Raw genomic sequence first — 17,562 nt, forward strand, 5'->3', positions numbered from 1 at the left:
TCTTTTTAGTCGTGTTTTATAAATACAGAAGCCCAGAGTAACCGGTTTATACTTCATTTAAAAAAATACTATGCATGCATTGTATTTTTCACAATTAAAAATTACCTTATACCCATCTCAAAAAAACACAAAAAACACCCATAATTACACCATTAAATAGCTAAAAAACCCGATATTATTCAAAAACACAGCACAACGACAATGAACATTAAAAAAATTCGGTTGCCAACAGAGGCGAGATTGCCATTAGAGTACTAAGAGCTTGTACGGAATTAAACATTACAACGGTTGCCATTTACACCTACGAAGACCGTTACTCACAACACCGTAATAAAGCCGATGAATCCTATCAAATTGGTGAAGACAACCAACCCCTAAAACCTTATTTAGATAGCGATGCCATTATTGCCCTCGCCAAATCGAAACAGGTCGATGCCATTCATCCCGGTTACGGTTTTTTATCTGAAAACTCTGAATTTGCTAGAAAATGTGCGGCTCAAGGCATTATTTTTATTGGTCCAGATCCGGAGGTTATGGATGCCTTGGGTGATAAAATTATGGCTAAAAAAATAGCCGTAAAATGTAACGTGCCTATTATAGAAAGTAATAAAAAGAAACTCACCTCTTTAAAAGTAGCCATTAGTGAAGCCAATAGCATTGGCTACCCCCTAATGCTTAAAGCGGCCTCCTGGCGGTGGTGGCCGTGGCATGCGTATTATAAAAACAGCTGAAGATCTCGAGTCTAACTTCGATTCTGCACGAAACGAATCGCTAAATGCCTTTGGTGACGACACCATGTTTTTAGAAAAGTATGTCGAAAACCCCAAACACATTGAAGTACAAATTGTCGCCGATAAACATGGCAATATACGTCACCTATTCGAACGGGATTGCTCGGTACAACGCCGTCACCAAAAAGTGGTCGAGATTGCACCCTCTTTTAACGTGTCGCAAAGCGTTAAAGACGCCCTTTATAAATATGCGGTAGACATTGCTACTGAAGTGAATTACAATAACATTGGTACCGTGGAGTTTCTCGTCGATGAAAAAGACCACATCTATTTTATCGAGGTGAATCCCCGTATTCAAGTGGAGCATACCGTTACCGAAATGGTCACGGGTATCGATTTGGTAAAAACACAAATCTTTATTGCTGGAGGCTACAAACTCTCAGACCAACAAATAAAAATATATGAACAGGAGTCTTTAGCCACTTATGGGTTTGCCTTGCAATGCCGACTAACAACAGAGGATCCCGGCAATAATTTTACACCAGATTATGGTAAAGTAACCACCTACCGTAGTGCTTCAGGTATGGGCATTCGCTTAGATGCCGGGAGTATTTATCAAGGGTATAAGGTGAGTCCGTTTTTCGATTCGATGCTAGTAAAAGTTTCTGCGCATGGTAGAACTTTAGATGGTGCCATAAGAAAAATGACGCGGGCCTTAAAAGAATTTCGTATTCGAGGGGTAAACACCAACATTCACTTTTTACAAAACGTGATTCAGCACGAGACCTTTCAGGAAGGTAAAGTCACGGTGAATTTTATTCAGAACACCCCGTCACTATTCAAAATAAAACTCTCGCAAGACCGCACCTCTAAAGCCGTAGGGTATTTAGCAGAAGTGATTGTTAATGGCAATCCCGATGTGAAGTTTATTGATGAGACCAAAGTGTTTAGAAAACCAAAAGTCCCAAAACACAATACGATTGAAACCTACCCAAAAGGGACTAAAGATTTACTCACAGAGCTGGGGCCGAACAATTTTGTGCCTGGTTAAAAGACGAGAAAAAAATACAGTATACAGATACGACCATGCGTGATGCACACCAGTCGTTATTAGCCACCGAATGCGAACCTTCGACATGCTCAAGGTAGCTGAAAGTTTTGCTAAAAACCATCCCAATACCTTTAGTATGGAAGTTTGGGGCGGTGCTACTTTTGATGTGTGCTTGCGTTTCTTACACGAAAGTCCGTGGACCCGCTTAAGAGAATTACGTAAAGCGGTACCCAACATCTTATTCCAAATGCTCTTGCGCGGGTCTAATGGCGTGGGTTACAAAGCCTATCCCGATAATTTAATCGAAGCTTTTGTAGAGAAATCTTGGGAAAATGGTGTGGATATTTTTAGAATTTTCGATTCTTTAAATTGGGTAAAAGCCATGGCTCCAAGCATTAGTTATGTGCGCAATAAAACAGGTGGTATTGCCGAAGGTGCGATAAGTTACACCGGCGATATTTTAGATGTCAACCAAACCAAATACGACTTAAAGTATTACATGCAACTGGCTAAAGATTTGGAGAATGCCGGGGCACATATGATTGCCATAAAAGACATGGCAGGCTTATTAAAACCTTATGCGGCTACAGAATTGGTTGGCGCATTAAAAGACACGGTAAACGTGCCAATTCATTTACATACGCATGATACCTCATCCTTACAAACCGCGACCTATTTAAAAGCGATTGAAGCGGGTGTTGATGTGGTTGATGTGGCGCTTGGCGGATTATCCGGATTAACGTCTCAACCCAATTTTAATGCGGTGGTTGAGATGATAAAATACCAAGAACGCGCCCATGATTTTGACATGACCAGCTTAAACCAGTTTTCTAATTTCCGGGAAGACACCCGCGAGTTGTACTACCCCTTTGAATCTGGATTAAAAGCTGGTACCGCAGAAGTCTTTAATCATGAGATTCCTGGCGGACAGTATTCAAATTTGCGTCCGCAAGCCATAGGACTAGGCCTTGGCGATCGTTTTGAAGAGGTTAAAGCCATGTATGCCCAAGTGAATACGCTCTTTGGTAATTTAATAAAAGTAACCCCAAGCTCTAAAGTCGTTGGTGATATGGCCATTTTTATGGTCACCAATAACTTTACGACCGAAGATATCATGACCCGAGGCGAGGAAATTTCGTTTCCCGACTCTGTGATTAGTTTCTTTCAAGGCGATTTAGGGCAACCGGTTGGCGGCTTCCCAAAGAAACTTCAGAAAATAATTCTAAAAAACAGAAAGCCGTACACCGATAGACCGAATGCACATTTGGACCCTATTGATTTTGATGAAGCATTTGCAGCCTTTAAAAAGAAATTCCAAAAAGGCTTTACACGGGCTATAGAGATGGAAGATTTCTTATCCTATACCTTATACCCTAAAGTATTTGAAGCCGCACATGAGAATTATAAAAACTACGGTAATTTAGCCTTAATACCCACACAGAATTTCTTTTATGGCATGAAGCCGCGTGAAGAAACCTTAATCGAATTAGAGCCTGGAAAAACCATTATTGTAAAATTACTTTCAGTTGGGATTCCTAACGATGACGGTTTGCGCACCGTATTTTTTAAGGTGAATGGCGAAAATAGATTTGTAGAGGTTCTAGACAAATCGCTAAATATTACTAAAGAAGAAAACGCAAAAATTGACACAGAAAATACCAATCATATTGGCGCCCCTTTACAGGGGTCTTTATATAAAGTCTTGGTAAAAAGAGGTCAAGAGATTAAAGAAAACGATCCCCTATTTATTATCGAAGCCATGAAAATGGAAACGACAGTAACCGCCTTCAAATCGGGAAAAGTAAAAGCGGTGACCTTAAAAGAAGGGAGTATGGTAAAACAAGATGACTTAATTTTAACTATGGACTAATTTTCTGTTCAATAACAGCATAACATTAAAGAGGCTGTCTAAAAAGACTTTTAAATTTACTTTGTCAGGTTGAGCTTGTCGAAACTAATATTGATTACCAGTAGGTTAAAATATTTCGACAGGCTCAATATGACAATAAACTCGTCTTTTTAGACAGCCTCTTTTAGTTTGCGACTGCTGCTTTTTGTACTGTATTGATTCCTTTATTTTATTGTGCACAAACCCTGTGGGGATTCATCAGTCTGCAAAAAAGCACCTGTTACCCCCTGGCTTTACCCCTTTACGGCAGCGCTATTTATTAGCCCTTAAATTTTAAAAAGCCACCACCTCTTAAATTAAGTTATTGGGCGCCAACACCCTATAAAAATGCGTTTTTTTCACTACGGTAAATTTATTTTAAAAATCATTAGCCCCTTTCTAGCATTAATTTGCAAAAAATTCTTTAACTTGTTGTTATAACAAATCTTTACTAACCTATGATACACGCTAAACAAATATCCCGTTTATTGGTTCTCTTATTATGTATTGGAACCTTCTATATTACACAAGGTCAAACCGTGCCTGTTTTTGAAAATGGAGAAGCTCAAATTGTTGAAGGCTTTAATAATCCGAGAAGATTGGATAAGGCATGATCTTTGGGTAGAAACGACATTTAACACCGATGGTGATGCTAAACCGAGACCGGATGCATGTTTCAGTCACAAGACCGTTACAAACCGCTACAGAAGCTTTACAACTCCCGGTGGTTTACGAAACCAGCCCTTATTACTCCGGTGTCGCACCGGATGTCCCTAATATGATGTGGAATGTGGAACATGAACTTGGCGAAGCTTCAACCATTGCTCGTGCACATCCTGAAGTTAAACGTACAGGAAAACGCCCAATCATTTCTAATTCGCTAATTAAGGAGTGGGTCCCGCGCGGTTATATTGTAGTGCATTCCTCTTCTCCGGGCACTGGATTATCACAAGGTAGCCCAACCGTGGGTGGTCCCAATGAATCCTTAGCTCCAAAAGCAGTGATCGATTGGTTAAATGGCAGAGCCAAAGGCTTTACCACACCGAGATGGAAATGAAGAAGTTTATGCCACCTGGACCACAGGAAAAGTAGGCATGACTGGAACGTCGTACAACGGCACCTTACCTATAGCGGCTGCTACAACGGGCGTTCAAGGCCTAGAAGCCATCATACCAATTGCTCCTAATACCTCGTATTATCACTATTACAGATCTAACGGCTTGGTGCGTTCGCCTGGGGGTTATCTTGGTGAAGATATAGATGTACTGTATGATTTTATTCATAGTGGCGATGAAAGCAAACGCGCATACAGCAACAGGACCATTCGCGATAATGACATGCGGAATGGTATGGATAGACTTACCGGTGATTATAATGATTTTTGGGCTAGCCGTGATTATTTAAATCAGATGGAAAACATGACGGCAGCGTTATTAATGTCGCATGGCTTTAATGATTGGAATGTGATGCCGAGAGCACAGTAATCGCATCTATCAACAAGCCAAAAAACAAGGCTTACCAACACAAATATATTACCACCAAAACGGCCATGGTGGCCCCCCACCTATGCGCATGATGAACCGTTGGTTTACAAGATATTTACATGGTGAACAAAATGGCGTAGAAAATGACAAGCAAGCCTGGATTGTTAGAGAAAATGACACTCGTGATAATCCTACTGCTTATGGTGCGTATCCTAATCCATTAGCACAACCAGTGACACTGTATTTAAATAAAGGCGGCAACGAAGTGGGCGAGCTAACAAGAAGAAACAAGAGTCGTCAAAAAACAGAAACGTTAATTGACAACTATTCTATTTCACGGTGAAGATCACGCCAAAGCCAAAACTTCTAAAAACCGTTTATTATATACCACACCTATTTTAACTAAAGACTTACACCTTCTCGGTGAAAGTGAAATCACCATTAGTGTAACCAGCAATAAACCAGCAGTAAATCTATCGGTTTGGTTAGTATCGTTGCCATGGGAAAATGATTCCAAATTAATTACCGATAATATTATCACACGCGGTTGGGCGGATCCTCAAAATAATGAATCGTTAAGCAAGAGTACGCCTATTAGATCTGGAACGTTTCACACGTTAACCTTTAAATTACAGCCGAGACGACCAAATTATTAGAGCGGGACAACAAATAGGTTTAGTGATTTTTTCAAGTGACAAAGCATTTACGTTACATCCAAAACCCGGCACAACCCTTACCGTAGATTTAGATGAAACGCATCTAACACTACCAGTGGTTGGCGGAGAAGATGTCTTTAAAAAAAGCTTCTAAATAATGAGTCTAATAACGCTTAAATGGATTTTTTATTATTAATTTTAAATACTGATAAGACAGTCGCCCTAAAGACACTAAAGTATTAATTGAAAAATCTTTATAATTATTTAAATAACGAAAATGGCACGCGCGTTTGTGAAGGTATTACAGATGACGCTTGCGAGCACGTTGCTAAAAATTATTTTCTAATTATTTTTAGCAACGTATTTACTAAACTAGGAGACACGTTAAGTAACCCAAAGACCGTATTGACCTGGCTCATGAGTTACGTTAATGCGCCAGTTTACCTCATCAGTCTTATTGTGCCCATAAGAGAGTCGGGGTCTATGTTGCCTCAAATACTACTCTCACAATATGTGAGTCAAAAACCCATTAGAAAATGGATTTGGGTTGTGGGCTCTTTTTTACAGTTTCTCTCAGTGGCCTCTATGGGTTTTATTGCCTTAAAGTATAAAGGGGTACAGGCCGGCGGACTCATTATTGTCGCTGTCATTTTATTTAGTCTGTCCGGAAGTATTTGCTCGATTTCGTCGAAAGATGTGTTAGGAAAAAGCATTCCAAAAACCGGACGGGGAAGATTAAAAGGTTATACCGCTTCCGTTTCCGGACTGCTGGTTTTGGCAGTGGGGCTCTTTCTATTGTATAAATCTAAAACAGAAGCCACGATTGCCTTCTACAGCACACTTATTTTTTTTGCCGCTGCCATGTGGTTTATCGCTGCTATTATTTATTCAAGAATAAAAGAATTCCCTGGAGAAGTTGTGGTACCGGATAAAGACACACCCACCCTCTCCTCTAAAATCAATCTATTAAAAAAAGACAAACCTTTTAGAGATTTTGTGGTAGCGCGCTCCCTATTACTCTGTTCGGCATTAACAGCTCCGTACTATATCCTTCTTGCTCAAAACAACATAGGCAAGGACACCTATCTACTGGGTTTATTTATTATCGCCAATGGCGTTGCTTCCATTATTAGCGCTCCAATCTGGGGTAAATTCTCAGATAAATCGAGTAAAAATGTCATGGCCATTGCCGTACTTATTGCCTCTTTTTTAGGGATTATTACTTTTCTAATCATCACGTATTCTAACACTATAAAACATATACTATGGATTTATCCTGTAGCCTTTTTTATATTAGGCATTGCACATGGCGGTGTTAGACTAGGACGAAAAACCTACATCGTTGACATGGCAACAGGCAATAAACGAACAGATTATGTGGCGATAAGTAATACAACCATTGGTTTGATTTTGTTGGTAACTGGAGGCTTAAGTGCCCTTGTTTCGTTGATCTCTATAGAAGGTGTAATTTTAACCCTTTCCCTTTTTGGTCTCCTAGGGGCTTACAAAAGCTACAAGCTCCCAAATGTTGAATAACTATGAATCGCTGAGATTTATATAATTTCTATTAAGCAAACAGACCAAATGCCAAATCAATAGCCGCGTTCATGTAATAATAGGCTTTAGATCCTTTGTTTTATATTTTGAATAAAGAATAAAAACTATATTTGCGCAACTTAATTTTTAAATGGCTTTCACTTTACTCTCGTCTCCTTTACAAGGCTTTACCGATTTCAGATTCCGTAATGCTTTTCATCATTATTTTGGAGGAATAGACACCTTTTACGCGCCTTACATTCGCTTAAATGGCACCCTTAAAATTAAGCAGTCCTATCAACTTGATTTAGCGCCTGAAAACAATGCTACTTTAGAGGTGATCCCGCAAGTCATTACCAACGATGCTGAAGAGTTTTTGTTTGTCGCTAAGTACGTGCAAAGTTTGGGTTATAAAGAATTAAATTGGAATTTAGGCTGCCCCTATCCCATGGTTACAAAATCAGGAATGGGTTCTGGTTTAATTTGTAATCCGTCACGAATAGACGCCATTCTACATCGTGCGCATAATGAAACCGATATTGTGGTCTCTATGAAAATGAGAATGGGTTATGAGCACGCCCAAGAAATTCTAGAAACCTTACCCATTTTAGACCAATACCCCCTTAAAAACGTTGCCATTCACGCCGGAATTGGCAAGCAACTCTATAAAGGCCCTGTGGACTTAACAGCCTTTGAAAAATGCATCGCCAGTACGAAACACAAATTATATTATAATGGGGATATTACCAGTGTTCCAGGGTTTAAAATCCTACAAGACCGCTTCCCTAGTATTGATCATTTTATGATTGGCCGAGGTTTAATTGCCGATCCTTTTTTACCAAGCATGATTAAAAACAATACTACCGAATACCCTGACAACCGTTGGGATATTTTTAAAGCCTTTCATGACACCATTTATGCGCAATATGATGCGTATCTCTCTGGCCCCACCCCAATAAAAATGAAAATGTTAGGCTTTTGGGAGTTCTTTGCTCAGTCGTTTTCGAATCCGCAAAAAACATATAAAGCCATAAAAAAAGCGGGGAACCCTCACAAATATCAGCAAGCGGTAGCGGCCATTTTAAATAATGAGCGCAAATAACCAGTTTCCTCTAATTTTAATGGTTTTTCTAGAACTCCGAAACGTGATGGTTCGTTAAAAAATTCCCGCTAGGGTTAAAAACCTAATAGGATACAGCTATCTTTGTTCTTTAATTCTGAACCACTATTTTGAAAGACCTTTTACTCATTACGCCGCCGTTTACACAATTGAATACGCCCTATCCCGCTACGGCCTATTTAAAGGGCTTTTTGAACACTAAGAACATTTCATCGTTTCAAATGGACTTAGGTATTGAAGTCATTTTGGAATTATTCAGTAAAAAAACGTTTGAAACCCTTTTTAATATCGCCAAGGAAAGGGATGCTGTGGTTTCTGAAAATGCTCAACGCATATATAACCTAAAAGACGATTATTTAACGCCTTTAGATGCTGTTGTTTCCTTTTTACAAGGGAAAAACCAAACACTAGCCAGGCAAATATGCACCAGTAATTTTTTACCTCGTGCCTCTCGTTTTAATCAGTTGGATGATATGGATTGGGCCTTTGGGGAAATGGGCATGCAAGATAAAGCCAAACACTTAGCTACTTTATACCTTGAAGATTTATCAGATTTCATTATTGAATGTATCGACCCAAATTTTGGGTTTAGCCGCTATGCTGAACGTTTAGGGCAAAGTGCCAATGCTTTTCATGAGCTCCATGAACAGTTGCAAAACGAGCCTACATTTATAGATGCCATTACGCTTCGTATTTTAGAGCGCTGTTTAAAACAAGTACAGCCAAAGCTGGTTTGCTTTTCGGTTCCGTTTCCCGGTAATTTATATGCTGCTTTTCGTTGTGCTCAATACATTAAAGCGCATTATCCTGATTTAAAAACAGCCATGGGAGGCGGTTTTCCCAATACAGAACTACGATCAGTCACAGACCAACGGGTGTTTGAATACTTTGATTTTATAACCTTAGATGATGGGGAACTACCAATCGAACTGCTAAACGCTCATATTCAAAACCCAACGTCTAAAACCTTTAAAAGAACGTTTCTTCTAGAGAACGATGTGGTCACCTATAAAAACAACGCCACCCTGCCCGATTATAAACAGCAACAGGTTGGCACACCAGATTATAATGACTTGTTATTGGATCGGTATATTTCGGTTATAGAAATTGCTAACCCCATGCACAGTTTATGGAGTGATGGACGTTGGAACAAACTCACCATGGCCCATGGATGTTATTGGGGGAAATGTACCTTTTGTGATATTTCTTTAGATTATATTAAAATTTACGAACCTATTGCCGCGGCCCTTTTAGTCGATCGCATGGAGCAACTCATGGCGCAAACGGGTGAACGTGGATTCCATTTTGTTGATGAAGCCGCCCCTCCCGCATTAATGAAAGCCTTAGCGCTCGAGATTTTAAAACGGAAACTTACCGTTACCTGGTGGACCAACATTAGATTCGAAAAAAACTTCACAAAAGACCTTTGCCACTTACTAAAAGCATCCGGATGTATTGCCGTATCTCGGCGGATTAGAAGTGGCCTCAGACCGTTTATTAAAACTTATAGATAAGGGCGTCACTGTAGAACAGGTGGCGCAAGTAACCCGTTATTTTACCGAAGCCGACATCATGGTACATTCGTATTTAATGTATGGTTACCCGTCACAAACACTACAAGAGACTGTTGATAGTCTAGAAATGGTGCGCCAATTGTTTGAATTAGGCATCATTCAGTCCGGTTTTTGGCACCAATTTGCATTAACGGCACATAGTCCTATTGGTTTAAACCCTTCCGAGTATGGGATTACCCCGAATTACAAAAGCATTTCGTTTGCAAACAATGACATCGATTTTACAGACCGCACAGGTATCGATCACTCCCAATTTAGTTATGGGCTAAAAAAATCGCTTTTTAATTTTATGCACGGGATTGGTTTTGATATGGACCTCCAGGAATGGTTCGATTTTGATATTCCACAAACAACCATCCCGCCTTTTTATATAGAAGACTGTTTAGAGACCACCACCGCTTTTAAAATAAAGCCCTCCGCTAAAATCGTTTGGATAGGTCATCAACCTATTGTGAAAAGCATTACAAAAACTAAAAAAGGGTTTACTAACGAATTACTGGAATTGACCTTTCATGACAGTACTGAAACGCTTCATATTACTTTGAATAAAGCAGAAGGCACCTGGTTTTTAGAACAGCTAAAGCAATTAACCCCTTCAACAACCAAAGGCCTTAGCTATACCGCATTAAAAACGGATTACGAATCGCAATTTGAAGATTTTGAATTATTTTGGTTTTCAAAACCTGTTTTAAAATTGAATGCTTTTGGGTTATTGGTGGTGTAGAAGCAGCCTGTTGCTGCTACCATTCAAGACCTAAAACAACCTCCGGGTTTGGGCAGTTGTCTTTATAAAATTCTAAATCACCACTTGAAGACACCCCAGGATAGTCACCACTATTACCTTGTAGATCTTTAATGATTTGAAAATGCAAATGAGGTGCATAGTCTCCATTAACCTCAGCTTTCCCTAAATAACCTAGTGTTTCTCCTTGTTTTAAAACGGTGCCCACATTCAAGTTGGCAATCGATTCACGACTTAAATGCCCGTATAAGGTATAGAACTCAATCGTATTAATAGCATGTTTTAAAATGATGGTGGGACCATAATCCCCAAAATTGGTATTGTCTTTAAAACTATAAATTTCTCCATCAAAGGCAGCTAAAACAGCCGTTCCTGCGTTGGTCCATAAATCTAAGCCTAAATGGATATTGCGTTCTGTTTACGGGTTTTGATTGTTGAAATAATCGCTGCGATTATAAATGCCGCGTTTTTCAAGATAGCCTCCAAAGGCCACCTTTTTATGGTGTGTTTTGAGATAATTGGTGATGTAGACTTCCCAAGCTTCAGAAGACCCAATGTCGAAGGTTTCTAAGTCTGAATTGCTCTCAGAAAGGCGTATTGGTATGTAACTGCTTTTAGGAATTATGGCATCAATAACCTGAATGTCTTGGTGCGTGATTGCCATTAAGAAAGAAGAAAAATCATCCGGGTTCATTCAAAAAAAATTTAAACCCAAAAATAGTAGATTATTGTGTTATTACAGTGCTGAATTTTGCATTAATAACAATGGTATTATTCGTACTTGTTACATTTGGGAGATTATTTATGGTTTTATTACTAATGGTTTCGTTATTAAATGTAGAGCGGTTGCCTTTATAGAACAGCTTATAATCTACCGTTTTAGGCAGTTTTAATCGGGCATCACTATTCTCTAATACAATATTGAGATTATTGAATGTTGGCAAAATATTGTTAATAGTCAATGCTCCAAAACTGCCATCGATGACTGTGTTCCCTTTTAAATTATCAATGGCAACATTTGAAGACACCGCATTTAGAATTAATTCATGAACATTAGCAACAAACGCCTGATCTACATATTTTAATTTCAATGCGCCCGCATTCCACTGGGCAACTGCAACATCGCTATACGACACATTGATGGAAGTTTTACTTCCATCAATAGTTTGCGCCGTTAATTTCCCATGTGCCGATTGGCCTGTACATTATGAATAATTGCTGCCATCTTTAATTCTCCATGTCTCACATTGAGTTGTAATTTTGCCTTTTTGGGCATTTTAATTTTTATAGTTTTTATAAGATCCTGTGCTTTCTTTTTTCCCTTTTTTCCTTTTGCATCGCTCTCCCCAAAGGCCGCTTCCATTTTTTCTTCAAAGGCTTTCCCAAATTCCTCACCCCATTTCTCCATGGCCGGCGCAAATTCTTTTTCGAACTTTTCACCAAATGCTTCTCCCCACTTTTCCATCCTTTTTTCAAAGTCTTTACCAAAACCATTTTCAAATTCTTGACCAAATTTCACACCCCAAGCTTCCATTTCCTTTTCAAATTGATCTAAATCAGATTGCTTGATGCTTTTGGCCCAATCGCGCATTTCTTGCTCATACTCTTCACCATATTCGGTTCTGTACTTCTTACTCCATGCGTCTAAATACTGCTCGCCTTCCTTTTGATATTTATCAAAATCAAAATCCATATTATAATTTCCATCTCGGAGATTCCGGAATACGTAAAACCTTAAGTGCTTCGGTAAATTTTTTAAAGATTCTAGACCGCTTAAACCTTCTAAAAGAGGTTTTAAATTCAAGTCCATATCGAAATTTATGTTGGACAAGGCTTCTAAAGATTCGCTATCCAAAATATCGATAGTCATATCGCTCGACCAATGCCCTCGAGAGCCTTTTGATTCTATGCGAATATAATCACCCGACCCACTGATGTCCAGATCCCAATCGCCTAAAAACGCTTTTAATTCGTCTTGAGTAAGCTTCTTACTTTCAATATAGGCTTCCACTTCAACATAATCCTTATTCCACGTATCGACTTCAATATTGGTGTGACTGGCATTTAAATCGATAGTCACCCCTTGATTGGCTTTTATAGATTGTGTGGCTTTGTTTAGTTTTTGTTGTGCCGATACGCCAAGGGTTGCGAGCAAAAAAAGTAGTAATAATTTTATATTTGTTTTCATGATTTTTGATTTTTTTTACAGCTACTAAAACGGGTTTAGTAAACTGTTCGTTTTTTGATGTGCCTCTAAAAACAGATTCAGTAGGTTTTGCACTGTCTTAACTTTGAGAGGGCTTAATGGCATTCAATTGTTTTAGTTGTTCTTTTAAACGGTACATTAAGTTTAAACGAAATTTAAGATTGTTTATGAGCGCATCTACGGTGAGTTCATCCGGGCCATTCTTTGTTAATTCTATAGAAAGCGTTTTGTACTCTTTTTTCAAATTTTCCAATTGTGAAATATAGCCATCAAATAACTCTTTGTTCTCCTGGCGTGAGTTTCATTTTTGAGAGTTCTAAATTAATATGCGCCACATAATAATCTTCAACCTTTTTTAAATCCGGAGAGATGTCTCCCAAAGTTTTCGTTTGATCTTCAGGCACTCCGGCATCTACCACTTGAACACTTTGTGTTTGATTGTTTAAATAATGAAACGCTCCAAAAGTGATGCCTAAGAGTATTACGATACTTGCAGCTATTTTAATCCAACTCAGTTTAGCCTGCTTTTCTTGCGGTAATGCGTTATCAAGCTTACATAAAAAACGGGCTTCGTGATTATTAGGCATGGTGCCATTGGGCCGTTTATTATCTGCATCAAATAAGTCTCTAATATCTTTCGCCATAACTTTTATGCTTTAATACGTGTTGTAATTTTAACTTTCCTCTAGAGAGTTGTGTTCTTGAAGCGACTTCGGTAATATTCAAAATGTCAGAAATCTCCTGATGATCATAACCTTCCATTAAAAACAGCAGCAATACGTATTTGTACTTTTCCGGCAACGTATCAATGGCTGCTTTTATCTCCTCGAGAGTGGTATCGTCGTGTACTAACCATTTGTCATCATTTGAAGCATCTACTACTTTGAGGTGCACCTCTTCTAACTCTACTAAACGCTGCTTTTTTAGTTTGAGCACATCGATACTTTTATTAATAACAATACGTTTTAACCAAGCTCCAAAAGTAACATCGCCTTTAAACTGGTGTAGTTTTGAAAACGCCTTAATAAAGGCCTCCTGTACAACATCTTCGGCTTCTGCTGTGTGATTAAGAAACCGCTTTGCAACACAATACATGCCATCGCAATATTGGTTATACAATTGCAGTTGTGCTTTACGATTGTTCTGTTTACACAATTCAATAATGTTTGATTGAACGACTTTCACTCTTTGGTTTTTTGGTTGTTGTTCTTTGAGTCTGTCTTCATTTCACTTAAATAATAAAAACAAGCTCATACTAAAGACGACACCTAAATCTTAGCGTGACAAAAAAAAGACATTATTTTTCTAAATCCCACAAGAAATTGGCTTAAAATTGCGTTAATATATTGACTAGCCCTAGCAATTAAATTATCTTTAACCTTTTAAAATAAACTCTAAATTACATTAATTATGAAACGATTTATCGTTTTCTTATTGTTTATCGCTGTTACCTTTTTGGGCTATCTTTATTTTACTAAAACGGGCCTATTTGAACAACGTAAGAGTCCAAAAAAAACAGTCGTGTTTACTGTTGATGATTTGGATTTGAAAGTATTTTACAACCGTCCTTCGAAACGCAACCGTGAGGTATTTGGTGCTTTAGTACCTTTTAATCAAGTGTGGCGCACGGGAGCCAATGAAGCAACCACTTTTGAAACCAATAAAGCTTTAAAAATTGGAAACGATTCACTTCCCAAAGGCAAGTACACCCTTTGGACCATCCCAAACGACACCACTTGGCAAGTGATGTTTAATTCAAAGCAATACAAATGGGGGGTCGATGAGACGATGAAACCCATGCGAATTTCAGATTTTGATGTTGTTACTTATACGGCTCCAGTACAAAAATTAGATAAACCTGTGGAACAATTTACGATTGCTTTTGACAATTCGACTGATAATTTATCGTTAACTATGGCCTGGGACCATGCAAAAGTTGTTGTACCACTAAAATAAGACTCTAGTACCGGTGTGTTTTTGTTGTTCTTATAAATAAGAACATACCAGCACTATAATAGTATTTCATTTTTTTTATAAGGCGGAGCAATACGAATGCAGCTGATTTTCATTTTTTACTCAAGAGGAATAGGCGTTTAAATAAATGATGTATTTTAATCTTTTACCGCTAAACTTTGAATTTTAAACTTTAAATACGGAACTTTAAACTTAAATTTTAAATATTGACTCGAAAAGCAAGCACATCGGCATTAAAAGAAAACGAAGGTATTTCACCCCGTGAAATGACCAATGTCAATGCCATTTCAAAAATTAGAGCACGCCGAAAAAAGCAAAAATCGACTCAAGAAATAGTGACTGCCATTTTAAGTGGTAACATGACAGCACTAAGCCAAGCCATTACTCTAGTAGAAAGCAAAAACCCGAAACATTTAGAACAAGCAAATGCCATTATAAAACAGTGCTTACCACATGCTAATCAATCGGTTCGCATTGGGATCACGGGGGTTCCTGGGGTTGGAAAAAGCACCTTTATTGAAGCCTTTGGCACGTATTTAACCGGAATAGAAAAGAAGGTCGCCGTATTGGCTGTCGACCCTAGTAGTTCTATAACAAAAGGTAGCATTTTGGGTGATAAAACCCGAATGGAAGATTTGGTTAAAAACGAGAATGCCTTTATTCGTCCGTCACCTTCCGGCACATCCCTAGGCGGTGTGGCTCGAAAAACGCGCGAAACCATTATACTCTGTGAAGCAGCAGGATTTGATACCATTATTATAGAAACGGTTGGTGTTGGGCAGAGTGAAACTGCGGTACATAGTATGGTAGATTTCTTTTTGCTCCTTAAATTGGCGGGAGCTGGAGATGAATTACAAGGTATAAAACGGGGCATTATAGAAATGGCAGATATGATTGCCATTAACAAAGCCGATGGCGAGAATTTAAAAAGTGCCAAGCTGGCAAAAGTAGAATTTAATCGTGCCCTACATTTGTATCCCATAAAGGCGTCGGAATGGCAACCAAAAGTAATCACCTGTAGTGCTATAAAAAAGGAAGGGATGGAAGCGGTTTATACTATTATTTCAGACTACCTTAAGCTTACAGTAGACAATTCCTACTTCTACAAAAAACGCAATGAGCAAAATAAATTTTGGCTCTTACAAACCATTGAAGACCGACTAAAAAGTGAGTTCTTTAATCGTATTAACATTAAAAAAGAATTGGAAAAGCAATTAAATCTCGTTGAAAATAACGAGACAACCCCTTTTGTGGCAGCCGAGTATTTACTCGGGATAAAAGATTAAAAAGACCTCTCGCAGAAGCCCTTTTTACAGCTTTTTTTTCGCTAGGTCTTCACTAAAAATAAGCATTTACAATATTAGAAATTCTTGTTGCTGCATACGGTTTAAAAGGTTTTAATGCTACTCTAACACAGTCCTCATCTGATTGTTGAATCTAAAGTATTTTGGGGTCTTCATCTAAAACATTATTATTCACTTTTCGAGCAATTTTACGCGACACACAAGCCTTGGTGACTTTAATACAGTGATTATCTGTTATAAGATCATCACCTTCTAATGTTATCAATTCAATAAATACAGTACCATCTAATCGTTCACAGAATGAGAAACAAATATCATAAGTGACAATAACATCACTCGTATTCGCTCCTTTTTTAATACTCAATATTTGTTGTTAACTGTCGCCATTAGTTTTGGTTTTAATTTTACACCTACTCTTTTTTAAACTTTTCGGTTATCGCTTTACACGTTAAAATGATTGAGATAAAACCGTAAAAAAAACAGAGCCAAAACACTAAAAACGGATGTAGTATTTACCCAATAATAGTTATAGTGATAAGCCGAATTAAAAGGAGGTTATGGGGATTGAGAAAGGGTGAAAACACTCTTTTATCACGCTTACAAATACTTTAGCTTTGTAGATAACCAAAACCCTCATAATGATGAAAAAACTGTATTTCGTAAGTATCTTGTTATTATCTCTAATGACGTTAATGACTTTTTCTTGTGTTGATGACAACAATGCACCAACAGAACCAGATTATGATTCTAAACCTCCCCAGCAAATAATCTCAGTAGAGCAGGCAGTCTCGATGTATAACGCTCAAAATGAAATTAAGACTAAAGTGATAAACCCTGCCTTACAAAAAACATACAATGATGCCCATTTTGAAGACACGGTATTTTCATGGTTTTCTCTAGATGAAATGAGACAGTACATTAATTATATAGACGCCATACAAGAAGAAAACCCCACGGAAAAAGTGTCTCGGTATTCGGGTGTATTTTGGTAGATACGATGGACGTACTTCTAAACAGTATACGAATCAGCAAAACGTGTTTTTTGTTCCAACGGTTGAAAATATTGGTATAAACTCCGAGATACACAAATTTAAATCACCTCCCCTTTGCTATAGAGCCCTACAGCCGGAACAACCCAATAAAAGGTGATTTTTTCATACTTAAGGATTTGGTTTTAAATACTTCAGATCAAAAAAAGCGTATTAATAACTACTATACTCTTCAAAAACAACGTAAGCAAGAAGCCAGTTTCAATCTTTTTAGCTTCAACACATTCAAGATCGAGAATACCACTAG

Annotated in this window: 13 protein-coding genes and 3 pseudogenes; 8 read left to right on the forward strand and 8 right to left on the reverse strand. The window is 38.2% G+C overall.

Annotation, left to right across the window (positions count from 1 at the left end; genetic code table 11):
• Nucleotides 1–201: 201 nt before the first annotated feature.
• The 5 genes and pseudogenes from N7U66_RS08525 to N7U66_RS08545 all read left to right on the forward strand — a co-directional run bounded on the left by N7U66_RS08525 (nucleotide 202) and on the right by N7U66_RS08545 (nucleotide 10,764).
• Nucleotides 202–3,652 (forward strand): annotated as a pseudogene (locus tag N7U66_RS08525) (pyruvate carboxylase).
• Nucleotides 3,653–4,128: 476 nt separating this feature from the next.
• Nucleotides 4,129–5,964, forward strand: a pseudogene (locus N7U66_RS08530) (Xaa-Pro dipeptidyl-peptidase).
• Nucleotides 5,965–6,053: 89 nt separating this feature from the next.
• A complete protein-coding gene (locus tag N7U66_RS08535) occupies nucleotides 6,054–7,346 on the forward strand; it encodes an MFS transporter (RefSeq protein WP_267678095.1) in 1,293 nt (430 codons plus the stop codon).
• Nucleotides 7,347–7,497: 151 nt separating this feature from the next.
• On the forward strand, nucleotides 7,498–8,448 hold the full coding sequence (locus N7U66_RS08540; RefSeq protein WP_267678096.1) for a tRNA dihydrouridine synthase: 951 nt from the start codon (nucleotides 7,498–7,500) through the stop codon (nucleotides 8,446–8,448).
• 128 nt (nucleotides 8,449–8,576) lie between these two features.
• Nucleotides 8,577–10,764, forward strand: a pseudogene (locus N7U66_RS08545) (B12-binding domain-containing radical SAM protein).
• Between the two features lie 16 nt (nucleotides 10,765–10,780).
• On the opposite strand, the gene N7U66_RS21600 reads toward N7U66_RS08545, so the two are convergent.
• From N7U66_RS21600 to N7U66_RS08575, 7 genes are all read right to left on the reverse strand, one after another.
• The gene (locus N7U66_RS21600) at nucleotides 10,781–11,188 is read right to left on the reverse strand and encodes a peptidoglycan DD-metalloendopeptidase family protein (RefSeq protein ID WP_313791525.1); all 408 of its coding nucleotides are present in this window, start codon (nucleotides 11,186–11,188) and stop codon (nucleotides 10,781–10,783) included.
• 12 nt (nucleotides 11,189–11,200) lie between these two features.
• Entirely contained in the window at nucleotides 11,201–11,476 is a 276-nt protein-coding gene (locus tag N7U66_RS21605) for a hypothetical protein (protein ID WP_313791474.1), read from the reverse strand.
• Between the two features lie 31 nt (nucleotides 11,477–11,507).
• Nucleotides 11,508–11,918 carry a hypothetical protein gene (locus N7U66_RS08555; RefSeq protein WP_267678097.1) on the reverse strand — a complete coding sequence of 137 codons (411 nt, stop codon included), beginning with the start codon at nucleotides 11,916–11,918 and terminating at the stop codon, nucleotides 11,508–11,510.
• 38 nt (nucleotides 11,919–11,956) lie between these two features.
• Nucleotides 11,957–12,970 (reverse strand): hypothetical protein, encoded by a 1,014-nt coding sequence (locus tag N7U66_RS08560; RefSeq protein ID WP_267678098.1) that lies wholly within the window; start codon nucleotides 12,968–12,970, stop codon nucleotides 11,957–11,959.
• 97 nt (nucleotides 12,971–13,067) lie between these two features.
• Nucleotides 13,068–13,232, reverse strand: a complete 165-nt coding sequence (locus N7U66_RS08565; RefSeq protein WP_267678099.1) for a hypothetical protein — start codon at nucleotides 13,230–13,232, stop codon at nucleotides 13,068–13,070.
• A 25-nt stretch (nucleotides 13,233–13,257) separates the two neighbouring features.
• Entirely contained in the window at nucleotides 13,258–13,632 is a 375-nt protein-coding gene (locus N7U66_RS08570) for a hypothetical protein (RefSeq protein ID WP_267678100.1), read from the reverse strand.
• Nucleotides 13,616–14,173: an RNA polymerase sigma factor gene (locus N7U66_RS08575; protein ID WP_267678101.1), complete on the reverse strand. Its 558-nt coding sequence runs from the start codon at nucleotides 14,171–14,173 to the stop codon at nucleotides 13,616–13,618. The genes N7U66_RS08570 and N7U66_RS08575 overlap by 17 nt, the downstream gene beginning before the upstream one ends.
• Before the next feature lie 225 nt (nucleotides 14,174–14,398).
• On the opposite strand from N7U66_RS08575, the gene N7U66_RS08580 reads away from it, so the two are divergent.
• Nucleotides 14,399–14,944 (forward strand): DUF2911 domain-containing protein, encoded by a 546-nt coding sequence (locus N7U66_RS08580; RefSeq protein WP_267678103.1) that lies wholly within the window; start codon nucleotides 14,399–14,401, stop codon nucleotides 14,942–14,944.
• Nucleotides 14,945–15,228: 284 nt separating this feature from the next.
• Nucleotides 15,229–16,248 (forward strand): methylmalonyl Co-A mutase-associated GTPase MeaB, encoded by a 1,020-nt coding sequence (gene meaB / locus N7U66_RS08585; RefSeq protein WP_390886647.1) that lies wholly within the window; start codon nucleotides 15,229–15,231, stop codon nucleotides 16,246–16,248.
• Between the two features lie 151 nt (nucleotides 16,249–16,399).
• On the opposite strand, the gene N7U66_RS08590 is transcribed toward meaB, so the two are convergent.
• A complete protein-coding gene (locus N7U66_RS08590; RefSeq protein ID WP_267678105.1) occupies nucleotides 16,400–16,630 on the reverse strand; it encodes a hypothetical protein in 231 nt (76 codons plus the stop codon).
• A gap of 274 nt (nucleotides 16,631–16,904) precedes the next feature.
• On the opposite strand from N7U66_RS08590, the gene N7U66_RS08595 reads away from it, so the two are divergent.
• Nucleotides 16,905–17,258 (forward strand): hypothetical protein, encoded by a 354-nt coding sequence (locus N7U66_RS08595; protein ID WP_267678106.1) that lies wholly within the window; start codon nucleotides 16,905–16,907, stop codon nucleotides 17,256–17,258.
• Nucleotides 17,259–17,562 lie beyond the last annotated feature (304 nt).

Source organism: Lacinutrix neustonica, from assembly GCF_026625145.1.
In the GTDB taxonomy this organism is placed as follows: Bacteria; Bacteroidota; Bacteroidia; order Flavobacteriales; family Flavobacteriaceae; genus Lacinutrix; species Lacinutrix neustonica.

Excerpts from the sequence above, each read along its gene's own strand:
- meaB (WP_390886647.1), top strand. The coding sequence starts at position 15,229 with ATGACCAATGTCAATGCCATTTCAAAAATTAGAGCACGCCGAAAAAAG.
- N7U66_RS08595 (WP_267678106.1), top strand. The coding sequence starts at position 16,905 with ATGATGAAAAAACTGTATTTCGTAAGTATCTTGTTATTATCTCTAATG.
- N7U66_RS08570 (WP_267678100.1), bottom strand. The coding sequence starts at position 13,632 with ATGGCGAAAGATATTAGAGACTTATTTGATGCAGATAATAAACGGCCC.
- N7U66_RS21605 (WP_313791474.1), bottom strand. The coding sequence starts at position 11,476 with ATGAACCCGGATGATTTTTCTTCTTTCTTAATGGCAATCACGCACCAA.
- N7U66_RS08540 (WP_267678096.1), top strand. The coding sequence starts at position 7,498 with ATGGCTTTCACTTTACTCTCGTCTCCTTTACAAGGCTTTACCGATTTC.
- N7U66_RS08580 (WP_267678103.1), top strand. The coding sequence starts at position 14,399 with ATGAAACGATTTATCGTTTTCTTATTGTTTATCGCTGTTACCTTTTTG.
- N7U66_RS08560 (WP_267678098.1), bottom strand. The coding sequence starts at position 12,970 with ATGAAAACAAATATAAAATTATTACTACTTTTTTTGCTCGCAACCCTT.